The sequence below is a fragment of the Streptomyces albicerus genome (assembly GCF_008905045.1).
In the GTDB taxonomy this organism is placed as follows: domain Bacteria; phylum Actinomycetota; class Actinomycetes; order Streptomycetales; family Streptomycetaceae; genus Streptomyces; species Streptomyces albicerus.
This window is the reverse complement of record NZ_VWMY01000008.1, coordinates 165,610-183,527: the sequence shown is the minus strand read 5'-3', so window position 1 is coordinate 183,527 and position 17,918 is coordinate 165,610. Positions and strand designations below refer to the sequence as shown.

Genomic DNA, 17,918 nt, shown 5'->3' with positions numbered 1-17,918 from the left:
CACCGGGCAGCAGTGCAGCGCGCGGCATGTCACGGGTCCGTAAGACCTGGGCGGACCTGGGCGGAGACGGGACGCGCCCACGGAGCTCGACTCACTCGTTGATTTCTTCCTCAACAGGCAACCCAGGCACCACATTTACCAGTCTCACAGGTTGCTCACAGATCCGGCCTGGGCGCGTGGGGGTGCGTCCGTACCGTCGGCCGATGGTGGGCTGTCCAGTCCGATGCCACTCGACCGTGGCACTCGCAGACGAGGAATCGATGACCAGTCAGCAACACCGCAGTCGCTTACAGCGTTCGGCGCTCGCAGCCGGAGCCGCGCTCACCGTCGTCGTCGGCGTGGCCGGGGCCGCTCCCGGTGCCGGCGCGGCCCCGGCGGGCCCGGCGGGCAAGCCGAAGCTCAAGCTGATCGCCGCGTCGAACTCCGTGACGCTGAACCGCTGGAAGGGGGAGGACGGCGTCTATCTGGACCTCGGCACGTACGTCACGGTCGACGACGCGCCGCTGGAGTTCAAGGTGACGCGGAAGTCGTACAAGGACCCGATCGTCGCCCAGCAGATCCTCCGTGACGGAACGAGCACGAAGACGAAGAAGCTGCCCGCCGGGCTGGTGAAGGACTTCTCCGGGCTGCCCGGCTTCCTCGACGTGTCGGTCAAGAACGCGGCCGGCGAGGAGGTGGCGCAGAGCCAGGGAACCTTCTGCCCGAACAACGCCTCCGGACGACTTCGTCCGGACGCTCCGGCGACCTCGCACTATCCGGAGAGCTGCTCCACCAATCCGTTCACGCTGGGCTCGGTGTGGGGCGTCGAGAAGGGCTGGGCGTCCAACTCCAGCACGGTCGACTACGACAAGCCGGTGGACCTGCCGGCGGGCGAGTACACGGCCAAGGTGTCGGTGGCCAAGAAGTACCGCGACCTGTTCGGCATCCCCGACGACCAGCCGACCATCAAGGTGACGGTGCGGGAGATCGGTGACGACGAGGGCGGAGAGGGAGTGGCCCCCTCGCGCTCGTCCGCCCACCACGGCGCCGGGCATGACGCGCAGGCCGCTCCCTCGACGGCCGCCGATCAGCACTACGGCCCGCGCGGCGCCGACGCACCCACCCCGCCCGCCCTGTCGCACGCGCTCGAGGACCGCGGTCTGGCGCACCACCTGGGCGACGGACCCGGCCACACCGACGGCTCGCGTATCGCGCCCGCGCTGAAGCCGGCCGCCAAGCGGCCCACCGGCCGTGCGGGTGCCCCGGCGAACGTGCCCAAGCCCGACCTGCGTTCCCTGCCGGCCTGGGACATCGCCGTCACCGACGGCGAGGAGGGGGACGTAGCGGGCAAGGACTACCTCGCCTTCAGCGCGAACGTCTGGAACGCGGGCCCGGCGCCCCTCGTCGTGGACGGCTTCCGCAGCCCCGGCAAGGACCTGATGGACGCGTACCAGTACTTCTACGACGCGGACGGCAAGCAGGTCGGGTACACGCCCACCGGCACCATGGAGTGGGACCCGCGGGAGGGCCACGAGCACTGGCACTTCACGGACTTCGCCAGCTACCGGCTGCTGAGCGAGGACCAGACCAAGGAGGTGCGCAGCGGCAAGGAGGCGTTCTGCCTGGCCAACACCGACGCCATCGACTACACGGTGAAGAACGCCAACTGGCACCCGAACAACACCGATCTGTCGACCGCCTGCGGCGAGCAGAACTCGATCTCCGTCCGCGAGGTCCTCGACGTCGGCTCCGGTGACACGTACACCCAGTTCCTGCCCGGCCAGTCCTTCGACATCACCGACCTGCCGAACGGCACGTACTACATCCAGGTGATCGCCAACCCGGAGAAGCGCCTCCAGGAGACGAACACCGCCAACAACGTCGCGCTGCGCAAGGTCGTCCTGGCCGGTGAGCCGGGCGCCCGCACCGTGACCGTGCCGCCGCACGACCTGATCAACGCCCCGTAGGGGAGCGGAGACAGGACAGCGGTGACAGGACAACGCTGACAGGAGCTGGAAGACCGTAGAACGCGTGGCCCCTGGATCCCGACGCTCCGGCGCGGGCTCCAGGGGCCACTGCTCAGCCGCCGTGCGGACGGGCGAGCGGTGGACGCCGGTCGCGGCGCCGGTCTCGCAGGGTTTCCAGGAGCGCCCCGAGAGCCAGGGACTGGACCAGGGCGGAGGCGGTGATCCCACCGACGAGGAACCATGCGGGAGTCTCCTCGACGCTCCACACGGCGGCGACCGCCGCGAGGGAGCCGGAGGCGGGGAAGGTGAGGAGCGCCGGCCACACCCAAATCAACGAGTTGCCCCCGTGCTCCGACCACAGCGGTTCGCTCGCGGCGACCGCGACGGAGGCGCCGACCAGGCCGAGGTAGGCCGCCGAGGCGGGGTTGGCGAACATCAGGCGTACGAGGGTGCGCTTCGGGCGAACGTTCATCGGTTCTCTCCCGGGTTCTCTCCCGCGATGCGGCGTATACCGCTGCCTCCACAGTCGGGCGGAACCGCGGCCATGTCGTGAGTACCCGTACTCAGCCCATCCCGGAACCGGGTTTACTTGACTAACTCAACTATAAAAATTGCCGCCGCCCGATCCGGTTCTTCCCGGCGTTCCGGGCGACATGGTGTCGACTCGCGGAATAATGGGATTTGGGGTTGAACCGCACGTCATGTGGCGCTCTTGAGCGGCGCGACGGTACGCGCCCCGAGCAGCGACGCCTCAACGCGGTGGAGAACTCGCGGTGGAGAACTCGACGAGAGCGAGATGAGCGACCATGGAGCGGCGTGTCGTCGACGACCAGGGAGCGAGTCTTCCCCAGGACGTCGTCGGTGAGGCGCTCACCGCGCGCGCCACCGTCGACGAACACGGCACCGTGACCGGCTGGAGCGACGGCGCCGAACGACTCCTCGGGTACACGTCGGCGCAGGTCCTGGGCCGCCCGGTGGCCGCCCTGCTCGCCGAGGAACCCGTCGCAGGGGACCTTCCGCCCTTCGCCGAGTTGCCGAGGTGGCACGGAAAGCTCGCTCTCAGGCACCGGGACGGCCACCGCGTCGAGGCCCGAGTGCTGGCACACCACAGGACGCCGGACCAGGGGAGCGGCGAATGGCTGGTGCTCTCCCCGCTGACCGGAGACGAGCCCGAGCCGGCCGACGAGGCCCTGGTGGGCTGGAGCTTCACGCAGTCCCCGAGCTGCGCCCTGGCGCTGTACGACACCAGGCTCCGTCTGCGGCGGGCCAACGAGGACATGGAGCGGTCCGTGGCCCTCACCGAGGGCGACATGCGCGGGCTGCGCGTGGCGGAGATCGTGGACAACGAGGCGGGCGAGCTGGCCGAGCAGGACATGATGCGGGTGCTGGAGACCGGGGAGACGCACTACCGCGAGAACTATCTGCGCGCGGCCGGCGAGACCCGCGAGCACGCCTGGTCGGTTTTCGTGTCACCGCTGCGGGACTCCGGCGGCCACACCCGGGGTGTCTGCCTCACGGCGCACGACATCACGGAGCAGCACTGGGCCCGCAAACGCCTCCAGCTGATCGCCGAGGTCAGCAGGCGCATCGGCAGCACCCTCGACGTGACGCGGACGGCGCAGGAGCTGGCGGACGTGGCGGTCCCGGAACTCGCCGACTTCATCAGCGTCGACCTGCTGACGTCCCTGGACGACATCCATGAGCAGTTCCCGGGATCGCTGCCGACGGGCCCCTCCCTCGCGCTGCGGCGCGCCGCCCACCAGTCCGTGCTTCCGGGTGTCCCCGAGGCCGTCGTCGCAACGGGCGACGTGGACGAGTATCCGGCCGGCTCCCCGCCGGTCGAGTGCCTGAGGTCGGGACGCGCCGTGCTGAGCCAGGTCACCGCGTCCGCGATCGCCGAGTGGGTCGCCCGGGATCCGCTCCGGGCCTCCCGTGTCCGAGAATTCGGCGTCCACTCGGTGATGACCGTGCCCCTCGCGGCCCGCGGAACCACCCTGGGCGTGGCCGTCTTCGTCCGTCACCGGCATCCCGACCCGTTCCAGCAGGACGACCTGGTACTGGCCGAGGACCTGACGTCCAGGGCCGCGGTCTGCATCGACAACGCCCGGCGCTACACACGCGAACGCGGCACGGCGGTCGCCCTGCAGCGCAGCCTGCTGCCGCAGCGGCTGGCCGAGCAGGCCGCGGTGGAGGTCGCCTCCCGCTACCTCCCGGCCGGTGCGCAGGCCGGGGTGGGCGGCGACTGGTTCGACGTGATTCCGCTGTCCGGAGCCAGGGTGGCGCTGGTCGTGGGCGATGTCGTGGGCCACGGCGTCCACGCCTCCGCGACCATGGGACGGCTGCGCACCGCCGTACGCACCCTCGCCGACATCGATCTGCCGCCCGACGAACTGCTCACCCACCTCGACGACCTGGTGGGCCGCCTGGCCGAGACGGAGGGCACGGAGTGGGACGCCGGTGACGGGGACACCGCGGGAGACGTCGGCGCGACCTGTCTGTACGCCGTGTACGACCCCGTGTCCCGCCGTTGCACACTCGCCAGGGCCGGGCATCCGCTGCCGGTCGTGGTGAGCCCGGACGGCACCGTGGAGCTGCTCGACCTTCCGGCGGGGCCGCCACTGGGCCTGGGCGGACTTCCCTTCGAGTCGGTGGAGATCGAACTGCAGGAAGGCAGTCTGCTCGCCCTCTACACCGACGGTCTGATCGAATCCCGCGACAACGACCTCGACGACGGCATCTTCCGCCTGTGCCAGGCACTCACCCAGCCCGCCGCATCGCTGGACGCGCTGTGCGACACGGTTCTCGCCACCGCGCTTCCCCAGCGGCACGCCGATGACGTGGCCCTGCTCGTCGCCCGTACCCGGGCGCTCGACGGCGACCGGGTCGCCGCCTGGGAGGTCGCCCCCGATCCCGCCGCCGTCGCCGAGGCCCGCAAGAACGCAGTCGGCCGGCTGGAGGCCTGGGGGCTGACCGACGCGGCCTTCGTCACCGAGCTGATCGTCAGCGAACTGGTCACCAACGCCATCCGCCATGCCGAGCCGCCCATCCAACTACGCCTCATCCACGACAGAAGCCTCATCTGCGAGGTCTCGGACGCCAGCAACACAGCACCCCACATGCGCCGCGCCCGCACCTACGACGAGGGCGGCCGCGGACTGCTCCTGGTCGCCCAGCTGACCCAGCGCTGGGGCACCCGCCCCAACACCAAGGGCAAGACGATCTGGGCGGAACAGAGCATCGACGCGCCACCCGACCGTTCCTGACCTGGACCCGCAGGTCTTGCCCGGGTCCGCAGGTCTTGCCCGGGTCCGCAGGTCTCGCTCGGATCGGCAGGTCTCGCCCGGACCCGCAGGTCTCACCCGGACCCGGCAGCCGGGCTCTGGCCGGCCACCGGCCTGCGGCCGCGCACCGCCCAGGCCCGTGCGGTGAGCGCGACCGAACCGTCCGGCCGCCCGGGGACAGCCGCGGCGAGCGCGTCGCGCACCCGGTCGCGGCCGGCCGGCGCGAGGGCGGCGACGTAGCCCGGTGCCGGGCCCTGACCTGCCAGGAAGGGCTCCCACAGATCGGCGAAGTCGGCGAAGACGGTGGGCACTTCGATCGGCGTGGCCGACACGTCCACGAGACCCGCGTCGGCCCACATCGCGCGCAGCGGTTCCGGCCGGCATCCGGAGAAACGGCGGCCTTCGTCCAGCGCCGCCGCGGACGGGTCGACCTCGACGGCCGCATCCCAGAACCGGCGCAGGAAGCCCATGCCGTCCGCGTAGTCCCACACATACGCGGCGACCAGGCCGCCCGGACGAACCACTCGGGCCATCTCGGCCACGGCCGCCGCCGGCTCGGGAAGGAAGTTCAGCGTCAGACCGCTGACCGCCACGTCGCACGAGCCCCCGCGCACGGGCAGCGACATCGCGTCCGCCACCACGAAGTGCGCCGGCGCGGAGCCCGTGGCCCGGGCCGCGCCCACGAACCCCTCGGACCGGTCGCATCCCACCACGACCCGGGGGCGGCACCGGGCGGCCACCACCGCCGACAGCACACCGGTACCGCATCCCACGTCCAGCCACCGCAGATCGCCCCCGCGGTCGAGCCACACCGTGAACTCCTCCGCGACCGCCCGACTCCACCGACCCATGTACCGCTCGTACGCGGCTCCGGACGCCCACACGTCGAATCGCTGCTCTTCCATGCCCCTACGATCCCGGCTCGACGGGACGACGGGGTCATATCGGCCGAAGTGCGGGCGCTGCTCGAGCAGTTGGCGTACTGCCGCCTGCGGACGAGGGCCCGCCGCGACTGCCTACGGCCTTGGCTGCTTGGACGCGTTCACGGTGTCAGCGGCATGCCGAGGGCCGTGCCGGGGCGAGAACTGGCCGACGAGTTCACGGAAACACGCCAGAGCGGTGATCGGCGGAATCCCGACGATCACCATTGCCAGGAGGGAATTCGATGATTGGCCGATGCACAGAGCCACCGCCGTCCCGGAGGCGATGAGCATCACAGCCCAGGACCGCCGAGCGGTTCGGTGCTGAACGGATGCCCGCAGGATGGATAAACCCGCCACGAGCCACGGCCCGTACACCGTCAGTGGCCACCATTGCGCCAACCTCTCCGACACCACCAGTAGAGCAATGGTGCGCAGCTGGTCGTACGAATAAGAGATGGACCAGCTCAGCATCGTCACCGCGCACATGGTGATCAGCGTGATCAGGATCGCAACGGTGACGACTCTCGGGTTTCCGGAAAGGAAGTGAACCCCTGGCCGGGGCCGCCGTCGGCTGACCGTGCGATGCGGGCGCTTTTGGCTGTCCAGCGGAGGAGGAGCGGGAACGGGATCCACGCTGGGCGTCGTGTACAGCATCTGAGCCAGCTCTTCATCCGGATCCCATTCGTCCGACGGGATCGCCGGATCAGGGACTTGCCAGATGTGCTGCGCCTCAAGCGGCTGAGTGTATTCAGGGTGTTCGTTTACCGCGTCATAGTCGGTTCTCATCGAATCTCATCCCGAGTCCAGTCCATATTCGACCCCTCCGCGCTCCGGTTCAGGATGCTTCATTCAGAGTGCGAGCCTTGGGCCGGGCGGCGACTGCGCTTACGGTGTCATGTTCCTCCGTCGCGGCCCTTAGGTATTCACTTTCCATCCGGCTGATGGCTTTGAGGAAGTCCTCAAGCAGGTCCGAGCAGTGCTTGAAGCTCACTCTTCCGCCGGCCGACTCATCACAGACGGTGCTGCTTTCCGTAGCGGTCTGATCAGCTGGAGAGAGGATCCGCTGTTCCGGTTCCCCGGAGGCACTCTGATGCGAGAGGAGCGGATGAGCCTCACCGGCATGCTTTTGCTTCCAAGTCACGACCACCTAACGAGCCTCATGCGGCGCAAGGCATCGGGCATTCGGGGGAATATCCGTCAGCGGAGATTATCTTGAGTATCGGATGACAGTGCATGGTCGATGAAATTCTGAAGATGTAATACATGGTCTTATCGAAGGCTTCGCGGAGGGGAGCCGGCCTGGCGCCGGCTCCCCCGATGAACGCGTGTGGCGAGGTCAGCGGCTGCTCGTCCAGCTGTGCGCCACATCGACCACCAGGCGGTCGGGCAGCTGGACCACCCGGAACGGCAGTCGGGCGCGGACGCCGAGACCGATCTGCGTCTCGCCCTCGAAGCTGCCGGCGAACCGGGTGTCCTTGAAGGTGCGGTATCCGCCGATGTCCACTCCGGGGAGGGGGCGGGCCACCCGTCCCGGGTATGCGGCTGCGCCGCTCTCCGGGTCGTAGCTCGGCGCGGCGACACGGACCTCGAGTACGGCTCCGCCGCCGACCGGGATGTAGTTGCCGGAGCCGGCCTGGTGGAGCCGGGCGACGTAGCTGACGTAGTAGCCGATGGCACCGCCGCCGGGGACGTCGAACACCATGCGGTCGAAGCAGTTGTGCCGGCCGGTCCTGATGTTCTCCAGCGGTAGGGCGCCGGCGGTGACGCCGCCCTTGGCGCCGCTGCCCCAGCCCGTCGGGCAGGCCGTGGCAGGTGCAGTGGTCACCGGGGCCGCGCCCGCGGTGCTCGCGCCCACGCCCAGCATGGTGCCCGCGAGGGCGAGCGCCGCCAATGCCGCTCCTATTCGTCTCATGATGTCCCCCTTGGTCGTGTAGAGCTGATATGAGGTGAGACGGACAGGTATGCCAGAAGGTTGCACGCCGGGGCGGGGAGGGGGAGCTGGTACGTCCTGGCCTGACCGTCGGGTCCGCCGGAGCAGCGGAAGACGGCGAGGCGCCGGGCCGCGAAGGGCCCGGCGCCTCGGATGTCGGTCGGTGTGGGGCGGGTCAGCGCAGGGCGGGGCCGATGCGGTCGATGCGCTCGTCGACGCCGTTGCGGAGTTCACCGAGCGTCGTGCCGGGCGGGGCCACCCTGGGCGTGGCGGAGGGCGGCTGGGTCTCGTCCGCGCAGGTCGCGCCCCGGCCCGGGACCTTCAGATCCACCAGGTAGCTCGTGACCGCGTCCGTCGCGCAGGCGCTCCTGCCGAAGGCGGTGTGTCCCTCGGCCTTGAACGTGAGCAGCGAGGCGTTGTCGAGCTGCCGGGACAGGGCCACCGCGTCCTGGTACGGGGTGTCCGGGTCGCCGGTGGTGCCGACGACGAGGATCGGCGCGGAGCCCTTCGCTCGGTACGAGCCGTCGTAGCGGCTGACGCGTTCGCCGGGCCACTGGACGCAGGCGGTGGCGTGCTGGTGGTCGTAGGTCGGCGGACCGTACGCCATGGCCGGGCCGAGCAGCGGCGCCGCCTTGGCATTGGCTGTGACGTTCCGCTTCAGCCGGCCGAGGTCACGCGGGTAGTCCCGGTCGACGCACTCGACCACCACGTTCGGACCCAGGAAGTCGAAGCTGGCCGGGGACGGCGGCCGCAGCAGGAAGGAGGTGTTGTCGCGCTGCTGGGCCTTGCGCAGGGCCTCGCCGAGCGAGGGCCAGATGACCTTGCCCTCGTTGATGTTGAACATCAGGCGGTAGACGAGCGTGTAGCCGTTCGCCTGGCCGCCGTTCGCGGTCGGCACCGGATTGGCGTCCAGGTCGCGCTTGAGCTGCTCGAACGCCGCCCGGGGATCGCCGTCGCCGAACCCGCAGGTGGCCTGGTCGGCGGCGCACCAGTCCAGGAAGCGGCTCATCGCGCCGTCCAGGGCCAGGTATTGGGGACGGTCATAGGCGTAGGGCCGGTTGGCGTAGTGCACCGGGTCGTACGCTCCGTCGAGTGCCAGGGCGCGCACCCGGTCCGGGAACATGGCGGCGTAGACGGTGCCGATGTAGGTGCCGAACGACCGTCCGTAGTAGGTGAGTTGGTCCTCGCCCAGGGCCTGACGCAGCAGGTCGATGTCGCGGGCGACGTACTCGGTCCCCACGTACGGGAGCAGCTCGCCCGAGTTGTCCACGCATGCCTGGTCGAAGTCGGCGGCCTCGCGCAGGGCCGGACCGAAGGAGCCCGGGCCGGGGACGCCCTTGGCCTGGGTGACGGCCTGGGTGTAGCGCTGGTCGTCCCAGCACTGGAGCGCCGAGCTGCGCCCGACGCCGCGTACGTCGTATCCGAAGACGTCGAACGAGTCGCGGAGGGCGGCCGGCAGGTCCGCGTGGTTGTTGCGGACGAAGTCCACTCCGGAGTTGCCGGGCCCGCCCGGCTGCATGAAGAGCGTGCCCTTCCGCTTCGCCTGGTCCGTGGCCTTCTTGCGGATCACGGCCAGGGTGATCGTGCGGCCCTGCGGGTCGCGGTAGTCCAGCGGCACGTCGGCGCTCGCGCACTCGAAGCCGCCCTGGCAGTCGGACCAGGCGAGGGACGGCACCGGAGGCGCGTCCTGCGAGGCCGTAGTGATCATCGAGGCCGCAGTGGCTCTCGGGGACGTCGTGGTCTTCTGGGCCGTCTCGGCGGCCATCGCCTGGGTCCCCGCCCCCGCGACGACGAAGGCGGTCGCTGCCGCAGCGGCTCCGGCGATCCTCAGACGCGCGAAACCGCTCCGCGCCCGCGAACCGGACCCGGACCGGTGCCCGAGCCGGTGGGCCCGGGCCAAGCGACTGCCCCGGCCGGACGAGTCGTGTTCTGGCGAAATCAAGTGTGTTCCCCCTCGTGCTGATGTGCCGTCAACACCCCACTGGTCAATGGGTGTTCGGGAAATGTCTAACTCAACGGGAGGGGAAAAAGCGACAGGAGTGACGTCGTTGTCGTCCTTCCACGAGATCTCTCCAGCTACCCGGCGGTAGTTACCGCGCTTGTCACTGCCGGGGGCATCCTGAAGAGGGGGTTTTTGTCCCGTTCTGGGAACGTAGACGAGAGTGGACGAGAGAGGACGCACCCCATGCCAGAGCTGCCGGACGTCGAGGGATTTCGGAAGGTGCTCGAATCCTGTGCGAAGGGCAGGGTCATCCGACGCGTCGACGTGCGCGACGCGGGCGTCCTGCACGGGGTGAGCGCGCGGCGGCTGCGCGACGCGCTGGAAGGCCGGCGGTTCACCGAGCCGGAGCGGCACGGGAAGTGGCTGCTCGCCCACACCGGCGGCCCCACCCTCGTCCTGCACTTCGGCATGACCGGTCAGCTGGTCTGCGGCCATCCCGACGATGCGCCCGAGGCCCACGACCGCGTCCTGTTCACCGTGGGCGGCGACCGTCAGCTCCGCTACCGGGACCAGCGCAAGCTGCAGGGTCTCTGGCTGGCCGACGACGACTCCGATGTCGTACGGCTGCTGGACGGGCAGGGCCCCGACGCGATGGCGGTGGACCGTGCGGAGTTCGAGGACGCGCTGTCCACGCACCGCGGCCGCGTCAAGACCGTACTCACCGACCAGTCCGTCCTGGCCGGACTCGGCAATCTGCTCGCCGACGAGATCCTGTGGCGCGCCGGGCTGCGCCCCACCGACCGGGCGAGCGATCTCACCGAGGCCGAACGCCGGCGCCTGTACGCACACATGCGCCGCACCCTGCGTTCCGCGGTCACCGCCGGCTGTGTACCGCCGCGCGACTCCTGGCTCACCGGCCACCGCGACGACCCCGACCCGACCTGCCCGCGCTGCGGTGACTCCCTGCGCCGGTCCCGTGTGGCAGGCCGCGGCACGGTGTGGTGCCCGCGGTGTCAGAAGGACGGATCCTGAGTTCCCGGGCGAGACCCACGTCACATTCGGTCGTGTCACATCGTGCCGAGCCGGTCCGTCAAAGAGGTGTAACCACCAACAACGACACAGGAGTGCACCATGGATGCTCGGTTGAACATCATGGCCAGCCCGGTCGCGGCCAAGGCCCTGAAGCACCTCGTCACGGCGGGCAAGACGCTCGCGGACTCGACCGTGCCGGCCGCGACGCTGGAACTGGTGAGGCTGCGCGCCAGCCAGATCAACGGCTGCGGCTTCTGCACCGATATGCACACCAAGGACGCCGCGCACGCCGGGGAGACCGCGCAGCGCCTCCACATGGTCGCGGCCTGGCGGGAGGCCACGGTCTTCACCGACGCCGAGCGCGCCGCGCTGGAACTGGCGGAGCAGGGCACCCGCATCGCCGACGCGGCCGGCGGGGTCACGGACGAGGCCTGGGCGAACGCCGCCAAGTACTACGACGAGGACCAGCTCGCCGACCTGGTGTCCGCCATCGCCATCATCAACGCCTTCAACCGCGGGAACGTCATGATCCAGCAGCCCGCCGGCGACTACCAGCCCGGCCAGTTCGGCTGACCGGGAGCACCTGGCCGGTGCCGTACGCGTCGAGGGCGCCGGCCGCGGGCGGCGATAGCATCGCGATCATGAGCGCATGGCGGATACGGGCGGCGGCGGACAGCGACGTCGAGTCCGTGGCCGAACTGCGGGCCGCCGTGCTCAGGGACGATCTGGAGCGCCTGGGCCGGTTCGACGAGCACCGGGTGCGGCAGCGCCTGCGGGACGGGTTCGTTCCCGCATATACCCGGGTGATCGAGGTGGACGGAGTCTTCGCCGGCTGTGTCACGCTGCGGCCGGCCGAGGACGCCCACTGGCTGGAGCACTTCTATCTGGCCCTCCGTCTCCAGGGCAGGGGCATCGGCTCCGCCGTGCTGAGCGGGCTGTTGGCGCAGTGCGACCGCGATGCCGTCAGAGTCCGGCTGAACGTCCTGCGGGGCAGCCCCGCCCGGCGGCTCTACGAGCGGCACGGTTTCACCCTCGAAACCGAGGACCCGGTCGATGTGTTCATGGTGCGAGAGCCGGTCGGGTCCCCGGGCTCGATGTACCGCATCATGTCCGGCCGACGGCCGTGACCTGTGGTGTGACCGGGTTCGTCATGGCGTCCCGTCCGGCCTACGGAGCATGGCCTGGCACGGTCCGCCAACGCCAACGCCAACGCCAACACTCGGCCGGTCAGTGCGGTCGACGTAGTCCCGCGATGAGGAGTTCGACCAGTCGGCGTGCGTCGTAGCGGGGATCGCTGTCCGCGCCGATGCAGAGGTTTCCGACGCCGCGCATGAGCTCGTACGCATCGATGCCGGAGCGGATCTCGTCGGCGCCGGCCGCGGCTTCGAGCAGTTGGGCGCACACGGGCACGAGGCGGTCGAGGAAGTAGGCGTGCAGCGTCTCGAAGCCCGCGTCGTCGGACCGCAGCACGGCGGCCAGTCCGTGCTTGGTGACCAGGAAGTCGACGAACAGGTTGATCCATTGACCCAGTGCGGCGTGCGGGGTCGCGCTGGTCGCCAGCAGGGCCGGCCCGGCCTCGGCGCAGGCGTCGACCTGGTGCCGGTAGACGGCGATGATGAGATCCGCCCGCGTCGGGAAGTGGCGGTAGATCGTGCCCATCCCGACGCCGGCCTCGGCCGCGATGTCGCGTACCGGTGCTTCCACGCCCGACCTGACGAAGACCGCGGCGGCCGCGTCGAGCAGCGTCTCCTGGTTACGCCGGGCGTCCCTCCGTTTGGACCGGGCCGCGCTCCCCGCGCCCTCGTCGCTGTCGTTCACCGCGCCTCTCTCTCCGCTACTGGGCTTGTACTGGGCTTGCCAAAACGGAACACCGCTCCGTATCGTAAGCGGAACGACGCTCCGCTTTGCTCATGATGTCAGAGCAGGGGCCCGACAACCAAGCCGCGCATCGGCACCACGCTTTTTCCGCAACGGAGGAACACGGTCATGCAGTACCGCACCTTGGGTCGCACCGGCGTACAGGTCAGCACCCTCGCACTCGGCGCGATGAACTTCGGCAAGATCGGACGCACCACCCAGGACGAGGCCACCGCCATCGTCGACGCCGCCCTCGAGGGCGGGATCAATCTCATCGACACCGCCGACATGTACAGCGACGGCGAGTCGGAGGAGATGGTCGGCAAAGCCGTCGCCGGCCGCCGCGACGACATCGTGCTGGCCACCAAGGCGACCATGCCGATGGGCGACGAGCGCAACCACCGGGGCAGTTCGCGCCGCTGGCTGGTCACCGCGCTGGACAACAGCCTGCGCCGTCTCGGCGTCGACCACGTCGACCTCTACCAGATCCACCGGTGGGACCCGGACACCAGCGACGAGGAGACGCTGTCAGCCCTGACCGACCTGCAACGCGCGGGAAAGATCCGCTACTTCGGCTCCTCGACCTTCCCCGCCTACCGCATCGTGCAGGCCCAGTGGGCCGCCCGCGAGCATCACCTGAGCCGTTACGTCACCGAACAGCCCAGCTACTCGATCCTGCAGCGCGGGATCGAGACCCACGTGCTGCCCGTGACCGAGCAGTACGGGCTCGGTGTGCTGGTGTGGAGCCCGCTGGCCTCGGGCTGGCTGTCGGGCGCGATCCGCGAGGGCCGGGACATCACCACCAGCCGCTCGACGTTCATGCCGCAGCGCTTCGACACCGCCATCCCCGCCAACCGGGCCAGGCTCGACGCCGTCGAGCGGCTGGCCGAGGTCGCCGACGAGGCCGGCCTGACCATGATCCAGCTCGCGCTCGGATTCGTGACCGCGCACCCCGCCGTGACCAGCGCGCTCATCGGCCCCCGCACGTCGGCCCACCTGCACGCGCAACTCGCCGCCGCGGACACCGTGCTCTCCGCCGACGTACTCGACGCGATCGACGCCATCGTCGACCCCGGCACCGACCTCGCCGCGCACGAGAAGTACGACACTCCGCCCGCGCTGCTCGATGCGTCACTGCGGCGCCGCTGATCGCCGACCGACTGAGCCTTTGCCCAGGCGGCCCGGTCGTCCAAGTTATCTTGCTCGGGCAAAGGGCCGTCTCGTCAGCCCAACACAGCGTCGCAGGCAGGGAGTTGAAGATGGGCGCGCAAGACGCGCAGGACGCGCAGGACACCGCCAAGAGGCTGCGGGCGATCGGCGACGAGCTGTCGGACCGTTTCTACGAGCGGGCTGACGTGGTGCGGACGCTGGTGGTGACGCTGCTGGCCGGACAGCACTCGTTGGTGCTCGGCCCGCCCGGCACGGCGAAGTCCGAGTTGGCCCGGGAGCTCACGGGCAGGTTCGAGGGGGCGTCGTACTGGGAGATCCTCCTGTCGAAGTTCACCGCGCCGACGAGGATGTTCGGCCCCATCGATGTCGCCGCGCTGGCCCGGGGTGAGTACCGCCAGGTGTTCGAAGGCCGTGCCACGACCGCGCATGTCGCGTTCATCGACGAGATCTTCAAGTGCTCCACGGCGGCGCTGAACGAGACGTTGGGCTACCTCAACGAGCGGATCTACCACCCCGAGAGCGGCGGCGAGCCGATCCGCTGCCCCCTGATCGGGGCCATCACGGCGAGCAACGAACTGCCCAGCGAAGAGGACGCGGCCGCGATCTACGACCGCCTGCTGGTGCGGATCGAGGTCGGGTACCTGGAAGACCCCTCGAACTTCGCCGCGCTGGTCCGCTCCGCCGTCAGCCGCCCGGCGGCGCCGACACGGACCACGGTCGAACTGGCCGCGTTGCGGCACGCCGTGACCGAAGCCGTCCCGGCCGTGGACGTCCCCGACGTGATCGTGGACGCGGTGTGTACGCTGCGGGCCGCCCTGCGCCGCAAGGAACTCGTCGCCTCCGACCGCCGCTGGCGGCAGGCGGTGGGCCTGCTCCAGGCGTCCGCGTACTTCGACGGCCGCCCGGCGGTCGCCGAGACCGACCTGTCGGTGCTGACCCACGTGCTGTGGGACTCCCCCGCCGAGCGCCCGACCGTCGAGCGCGAGGTGCTGCAGCTGGTCAACCCCGACGCCAAGGAGGCGCTCGACCTGGCCGACGTCATCGTCGAGTTGGAGGCCCAGCTCGACGCCATGGCCGGGCAGTCCCGCGAGGCGCTGAGCGACTGGGTCATCAAGAAGGCCCACAACCAGCTGGCCATGGCGGGGAAGCGCCTTGAGAAGCTGCGTGAGGAGGCGGCGTCCGCCGGCCGCTCCACCGCCGCCATCGATCGGGTGGCCGGCCGCCAGCGCGCCGTCCGCGCCCGCGTTCTCACCGAGGCCCTCGGCGTGGACGCGAGCATGCTGCAGGCCCAGTTCTGAACACCGGGGGACAAGGACCGTGGGGGAGACACCGAGCAAGCTCAACGAGCTGGCGAGCCGGGCCGGCAAGTGGCTGGGCCTGTCCGCCGCCGCGCCCGAGCGGCACACTGCGGCCGTGGTCGCGGACCGCTTCGAGCGGATCACCTGGCGCGACACCTACGAGCAGTCGGCCGGACTGCGCGAGCTGGCCGAGGAGTTGAACGAGCGCTACGACCGCTTCGCCCCGTACGACCACACCACCGATCTCCTGACCGACGCGTTCCTGGCCGCCTACAAGGTCAGCCCGCGGTTGCGCGAGCGCGCGGAGATGGACCCCTCCCGGCTGGTCAACCACCAGGTCATCACCTCCCTGATGGAGTCACCTGAGTTCGCCGAGCTGCGCCGGGAGACGGCAGGAGACCCCTACGCCGCCGCCATGGCCGTACTCGCCCAGGCCGCCGCGCTGCGCCGGATGCTGGAGCGCTCCCGGGATGCCCAGGAACACGCCGGGCGGGCGAAGAAGGCCCAGCAGGCCGCCGAAGTCGCGGCGGCCGCCGTGGGCGAGGCGCTTCAGCAGGCCGCCGACGGGGCCGACGGGGCCGGCACCGTGTCGGCCCAGGCCGCCGACGCCGTACAGCGGGCGATCGAGACCGCCGAGGCCGCCGAGGCCGCTGTGCGGCAGGCCGCCCAGGACGCGGCGCAGGCCCTCTCGGGGGCGGCCCCCGCCATCCGTGCCGCCGCGCGGAACGCGGTGGCGAAGGCCGTCGAGACCGTACGCGAGGAGGCCGCACTGATGCGGGCATGGGGCGTCGGCCCCGGCGAGCTGGAGCGGATGCCGTTCGACCAGCGGGCCCGGCTCGCCGAGCGGCTGCGCACCGGTCGTCTCGCACAGTGGGCCGAACTGATCGGCCGCTTCCGGCAGATGGCCGGCGGTGAGCGAGCCCGCAAGGTGGAGAACGCCACCGGGGAGCTGGTCGGCGTCACGCTCGGCAATGACCTCTCCCGCGTCATCCCCTCCGAGCTGGCCAATCTCGGCCTGCCTGAGCTGCGTGCGGTGTTCGCCGCGCGCTACGCCGCCGGGGAGCTGATGCTCTACGACAGCCAGGACGAGCAGACCACCGGCCAGGGCGCCGTCATCGCGTGCGTCGACACCTCGCACTCCATGTACGAGGCAGGGCCCGGCGGAGTCACCCGGGAGGCGTGGGCCAAGGCGTGCGCCCTGGCGCTGCTGGACCAGGCCCGCCACGCGAAGCGCGACTTCGTCGGCATCCTGTTCTCCGCCGCCGACAAGCTCCAGGTCTTCCGCTTCCCGGCCGACGAGCCCGCCGACACGGCCCGCGTCCTCGACTTCGCGGAAACCTTCCTGGGCGGCGGCACCAGCTACCAGAGGCCGCTGTCAGCGGCCGGCGAACTGCTGGAGGAGGAGTTCAACGACGCCGCCCGTAAGCGCGGCGACATCGTGATGCTCACCGACGACGACTGCGGCGTCACCGAGGAATGGATGCGCGGCTGGAACGACGCCAAGCACCGGCTGGGCTTCCGCGTCTTCGGCGTGGCCATCGGTGCCCCGCGCGTCGCCGAAGCCGACTCGGTCCTGGACGCCCTGTGCGACAACCTCCGCTCCATCGAGGACCTCACCGACGTCCACGCCGCCGCCGACCTCTTCCGCGTGATCTGACCGGGCTTCCTCCCACGACGGTCCGCGCCGGCAGCGGTGCGGGATGGAGTCCTGCGAACGCAAGATCAAGGCAGCCGCGTACGCGCCCGCAAGAAGACCGCGCCCGCGGCCGTCCACTGACCCGTCGGCGCCGCCGGCCATGGTGACGGATCGAGGCGGTCAGGTCCGTACCGGCTTGCGTGCCGTCGGCTCACCCGCCGTCGCGCGGAGGTGCGCGATGCCGGTGTCGAGCGCCGCCTTGAGGTGGGTCGAGTCGCCGGTGGACATCATGATGGCCACGCCTCCCTGGATGCCCGCCAGCAGCGCGGCGGCCGTCCGGTCCACGTCAAGGGCCGACGACACCATGCCGTTCGCCTGGAGGGCGCGCATGCCGTGGGCGAGCTGCTGCTGCCATTGGCGCATCAGCTCCGTCACGATGGCCCGTGAACCGGGGCGGGACCGCCCGACCTGCAGAAACAGTGACCCCAACGGGCAATGGTCGCCTTGGCGTTCATAGCGTTCCACCACCACGTCCCGCCACTGCTGCCAGGACTCCCACGAGTCAAGACGCCCCAGGTGCGGCTGCTGATCCGCCAGCACACGGTCCGCTTCGAACTGGGCCACCGCCAGCAGCAGTTCGTCCTTGCCGTCGGGGAAGTAGTGGAAGAGCTGGCTCTTGCTCGTGCCGGTGCGGCTGCGGATGTCGTCGAGCGTCGCGAAGGCGACCCCCTGCTCGCGCAGCACCTCGGCCGCCCCCTCGACGATGCGGGCCCGTGTGGCGCGGCCTTTCGCGGTCGGTGCGTCGGGCATCTGACCTCCTCTCCTCCCCGCCTCACTGTACCGGCATTCTGGACTTTCTGGTCCATCTTCTACGACGCGCAGCGGTCCGCACCCTGCGAGACA

15 protein-coding genes are annotated in these 17,918 nt (G+C 70.4%); 8 read left to right on the top strand and 7 right to left on the bottom strand.

Annotated features, from left to right (window positions below):
- Positions 1–260 precede the first annotated feature (260 nt).
- Entirely contained in the window at positions 261–1,946 is a 1,686-nt protein-coding gene (locus GAS53_RS09170) for a lysyl oxidase family protein (protein WP_151476949.1), read from the top strand.
- 112 nt (positions 1,947–2,058) lie between these two features.
- Here GAS53_RS09170 and GAS53_RS09165 read toward each other — a convergent pair whose 3' ends face one another.
- Positions 2,059–2,418, bottom strand: coding sequence for an SCO4225 family membrane protein (locus GAS53_RS09165; RefSeq protein WP_151476948.1), 360 nt, complete (start codon positions 2,416–2,418; stop codon positions 2,059–2,061).
- Positions 2,419–2,752: 334 nt separating this feature from the next.
- On the opposite strand from GAS53_RS09165, the gene GAS53_RS09160 reads away from it, so the two are divergent.
- Positions 2,753–5,209 carry a SpoIIE family protein phosphatase gene (locus GAS53_RS09160; protein WP_151476947.1) on the top strand — a complete coding sequence of 819 codons (2,457 nt, stop codon included), beginning with the start codon at positions 2,753–2,755 and terminating at the stop codon, positions 5,207–5,209.
- A 92-nt stretch (positions 5,210–5,301) separates the two neighbouring features.
- Here the strand turns inward: GAS53_RS09160 and GAS53_RS09155 are convergent, their stop codons facing one another.
- The 4 genes from GAS53_RS09155 to GAS53_RS09140 all read right to left on the bottom strand — a co-directional run bounded on the left by GAS53_RS09155 (position 5,302) and on the right by GAS53_RS09140 (position 9,788).
- The gene (locus GAS53_RS09155) at positions 5,302–6,132 is read right to left on the bottom strand and encodes a class I SAM-dependent methyltransferase (protein ID WP_151476946.1); all 831 of its coding nucleotides are present in this window, start codon (positions 6,130–6,132) and stop codon (positions 5,302–5,304) included.
- Between the two features lie 111 nt (positions 6,133–6,243).
- Positions 6,244–6,936 carry a DUF2637 domain-containing protein gene (locus GAS53_RS09150; RefSeq protein WP_151476945.1) on the bottom strand — a complete coding sequence of 231 codons (693 nt, stop codon included), beginning with the start codon at positions 6,934–6,936 and terminating at the stop codon, positions 6,244–6,246.
- A gap of 550 nt (positions 6,937–7,486) precedes the next feature.
- Entirely contained in the window at positions 7,487–8,062 is a 576-nt protein-coding gene (locus GAS53_RS09145) for an AMIN-like domain-containing (lipo)protein (RefSeq protein WP_151476944.1), read from the bottom strand.
- A gap of 193 nt (positions 8,063–8,255) precedes the next feature.
- Positions 8,256–9,788, bottom strand: coding sequence for an alpha/beta hydrolase (locus GAS53_RS09140; protein WP_225858831.1), 1,533 nt, complete (start codon positions 9,786–9,788; stop codon positions 8,256–8,258).
- A 477-nt stretch (positions 9,789–10,265) separates the two neighbouring features.
- Between GAS53_RS09140 and GAS53_RS09135 the strand changes: the two genes are divergently transcribed.
- The 3 genes from GAS53_RS09135 to GAS53_RS09125 all read left to right on the top strand — a co-directional run bounded on the left by GAS53_RS09135 (position 10,266) and on the right by GAS53_RS09125 (position 12,181).
- Positions 10,266–11,054, top strand: coding sequence for an Fpg/Nei family DNA glycosylase (locus GAS53_RS09135; RefSeq protein ID WP_151476943.1), 789 nt, complete (start codon positions 10,266–10,268; stop codon positions 11,052–11,054).
- A gap of 99 nt (positions 11,055–11,153) precedes the next feature.
- Entirely contained in the window at positions 11,154–11,627 is a 474-nt protein-coding gene (locus tag GAS53_RS09130; protein WP_151476942.1) for a carboxymuconolactone decarboxylase family protein, read from the top strand.
- Positions 11,628–11,695: 68 nt separating this feature from the next.
- Entirely contained in the window at positions 11,696–12,181 is a 486-nt protein-coding gene (locus tag GAS53_RS09125; protein WP_151476941.1) for a GNAT family N-acetyltransferase, read from the top strand.
- A 100-nt stretch (positions 12,182–12,281) separates the two neighbouring features.
- On the opposite strand, the gene GAS53_RS09120 is transcribed toward GAS53_RS09125, so the two are convergent.
- Positions 12,282–12,872: a TetR/AcrR family transcriptional regulator gene (locus GAS53_RS09120; protein ID WP_151476940.1), complete on the bottom strand. Its 591-nt coding sequence runs from the start codon at positions 12,870–12,872 to the stop codon at positions 12,282–12,284.
- A 168-nt stretch (positions 12,873–13,040) separates the two neighbouring features.
- Between GAS53_RS09120 and GAS53_RS09115 the strand changes: the two genes are divergently transcribed.
- The 3 genes from GAS53_RS09115 to GAS53_RS09105 all read left to right on the top strand — a co-directional run bounded on the left by GAS53_RS09115 (position 13,041) and on the right by GAS53_RS09105 (position 17,036).
- A complete protein-coding gene (locus tag GAS53_RS09115; RefSeq protein WP_151476939.1) occupies positions 13,041–14,060 on the top strand; it encodes an aldo/keto reductase in 1,020 nt (339 codons plus the stop codon).
- Between the two features lie 110 nt (positions 14,061–14,170).
- Entirely contained in the window at positions 14,171–15,379 is a 1,209-nt protein-coding gene (locus tag GAS53_RS09110; RefSeq protein ID WP_151476938.1) for an AAA family ATPase, read from the top strand.
- 19 nt (positions 15,380–15,398) lie between these two features.
- Positions 15,399–17,036 carry a VWA domain-containing protein gene (locus GAS53_RS09105; RefSeq protein WP_151476937.1) on the top strand — a complete coding sequence of 546 codons (1,638 nt, stop codon included), beginning with the start codon at positions 15,399–15,401 and terminating at the stop codon, positions 17,034–17,036.
- Between the two features lie 159 nt (positions 17,037–17,195).
- On the opposite strand, the gene GAS53_RS09100 is transcribed toward GAS53_RS09105, so the two are convergent.
- Positions 17,196–17,825, bottom strand: a complete 630-nt coding sequence (locus GAS53_RS09100) for a TetR/AcrR family transcriptional regulator (RefSeq protein ID WP_151476936.1) — start codon at positions 17,823–17,825, stop codon at positions 17,196–17,198.
- Between the last annotated feature and the right edge of the window lie 93 nt (positions 17,826–17,918).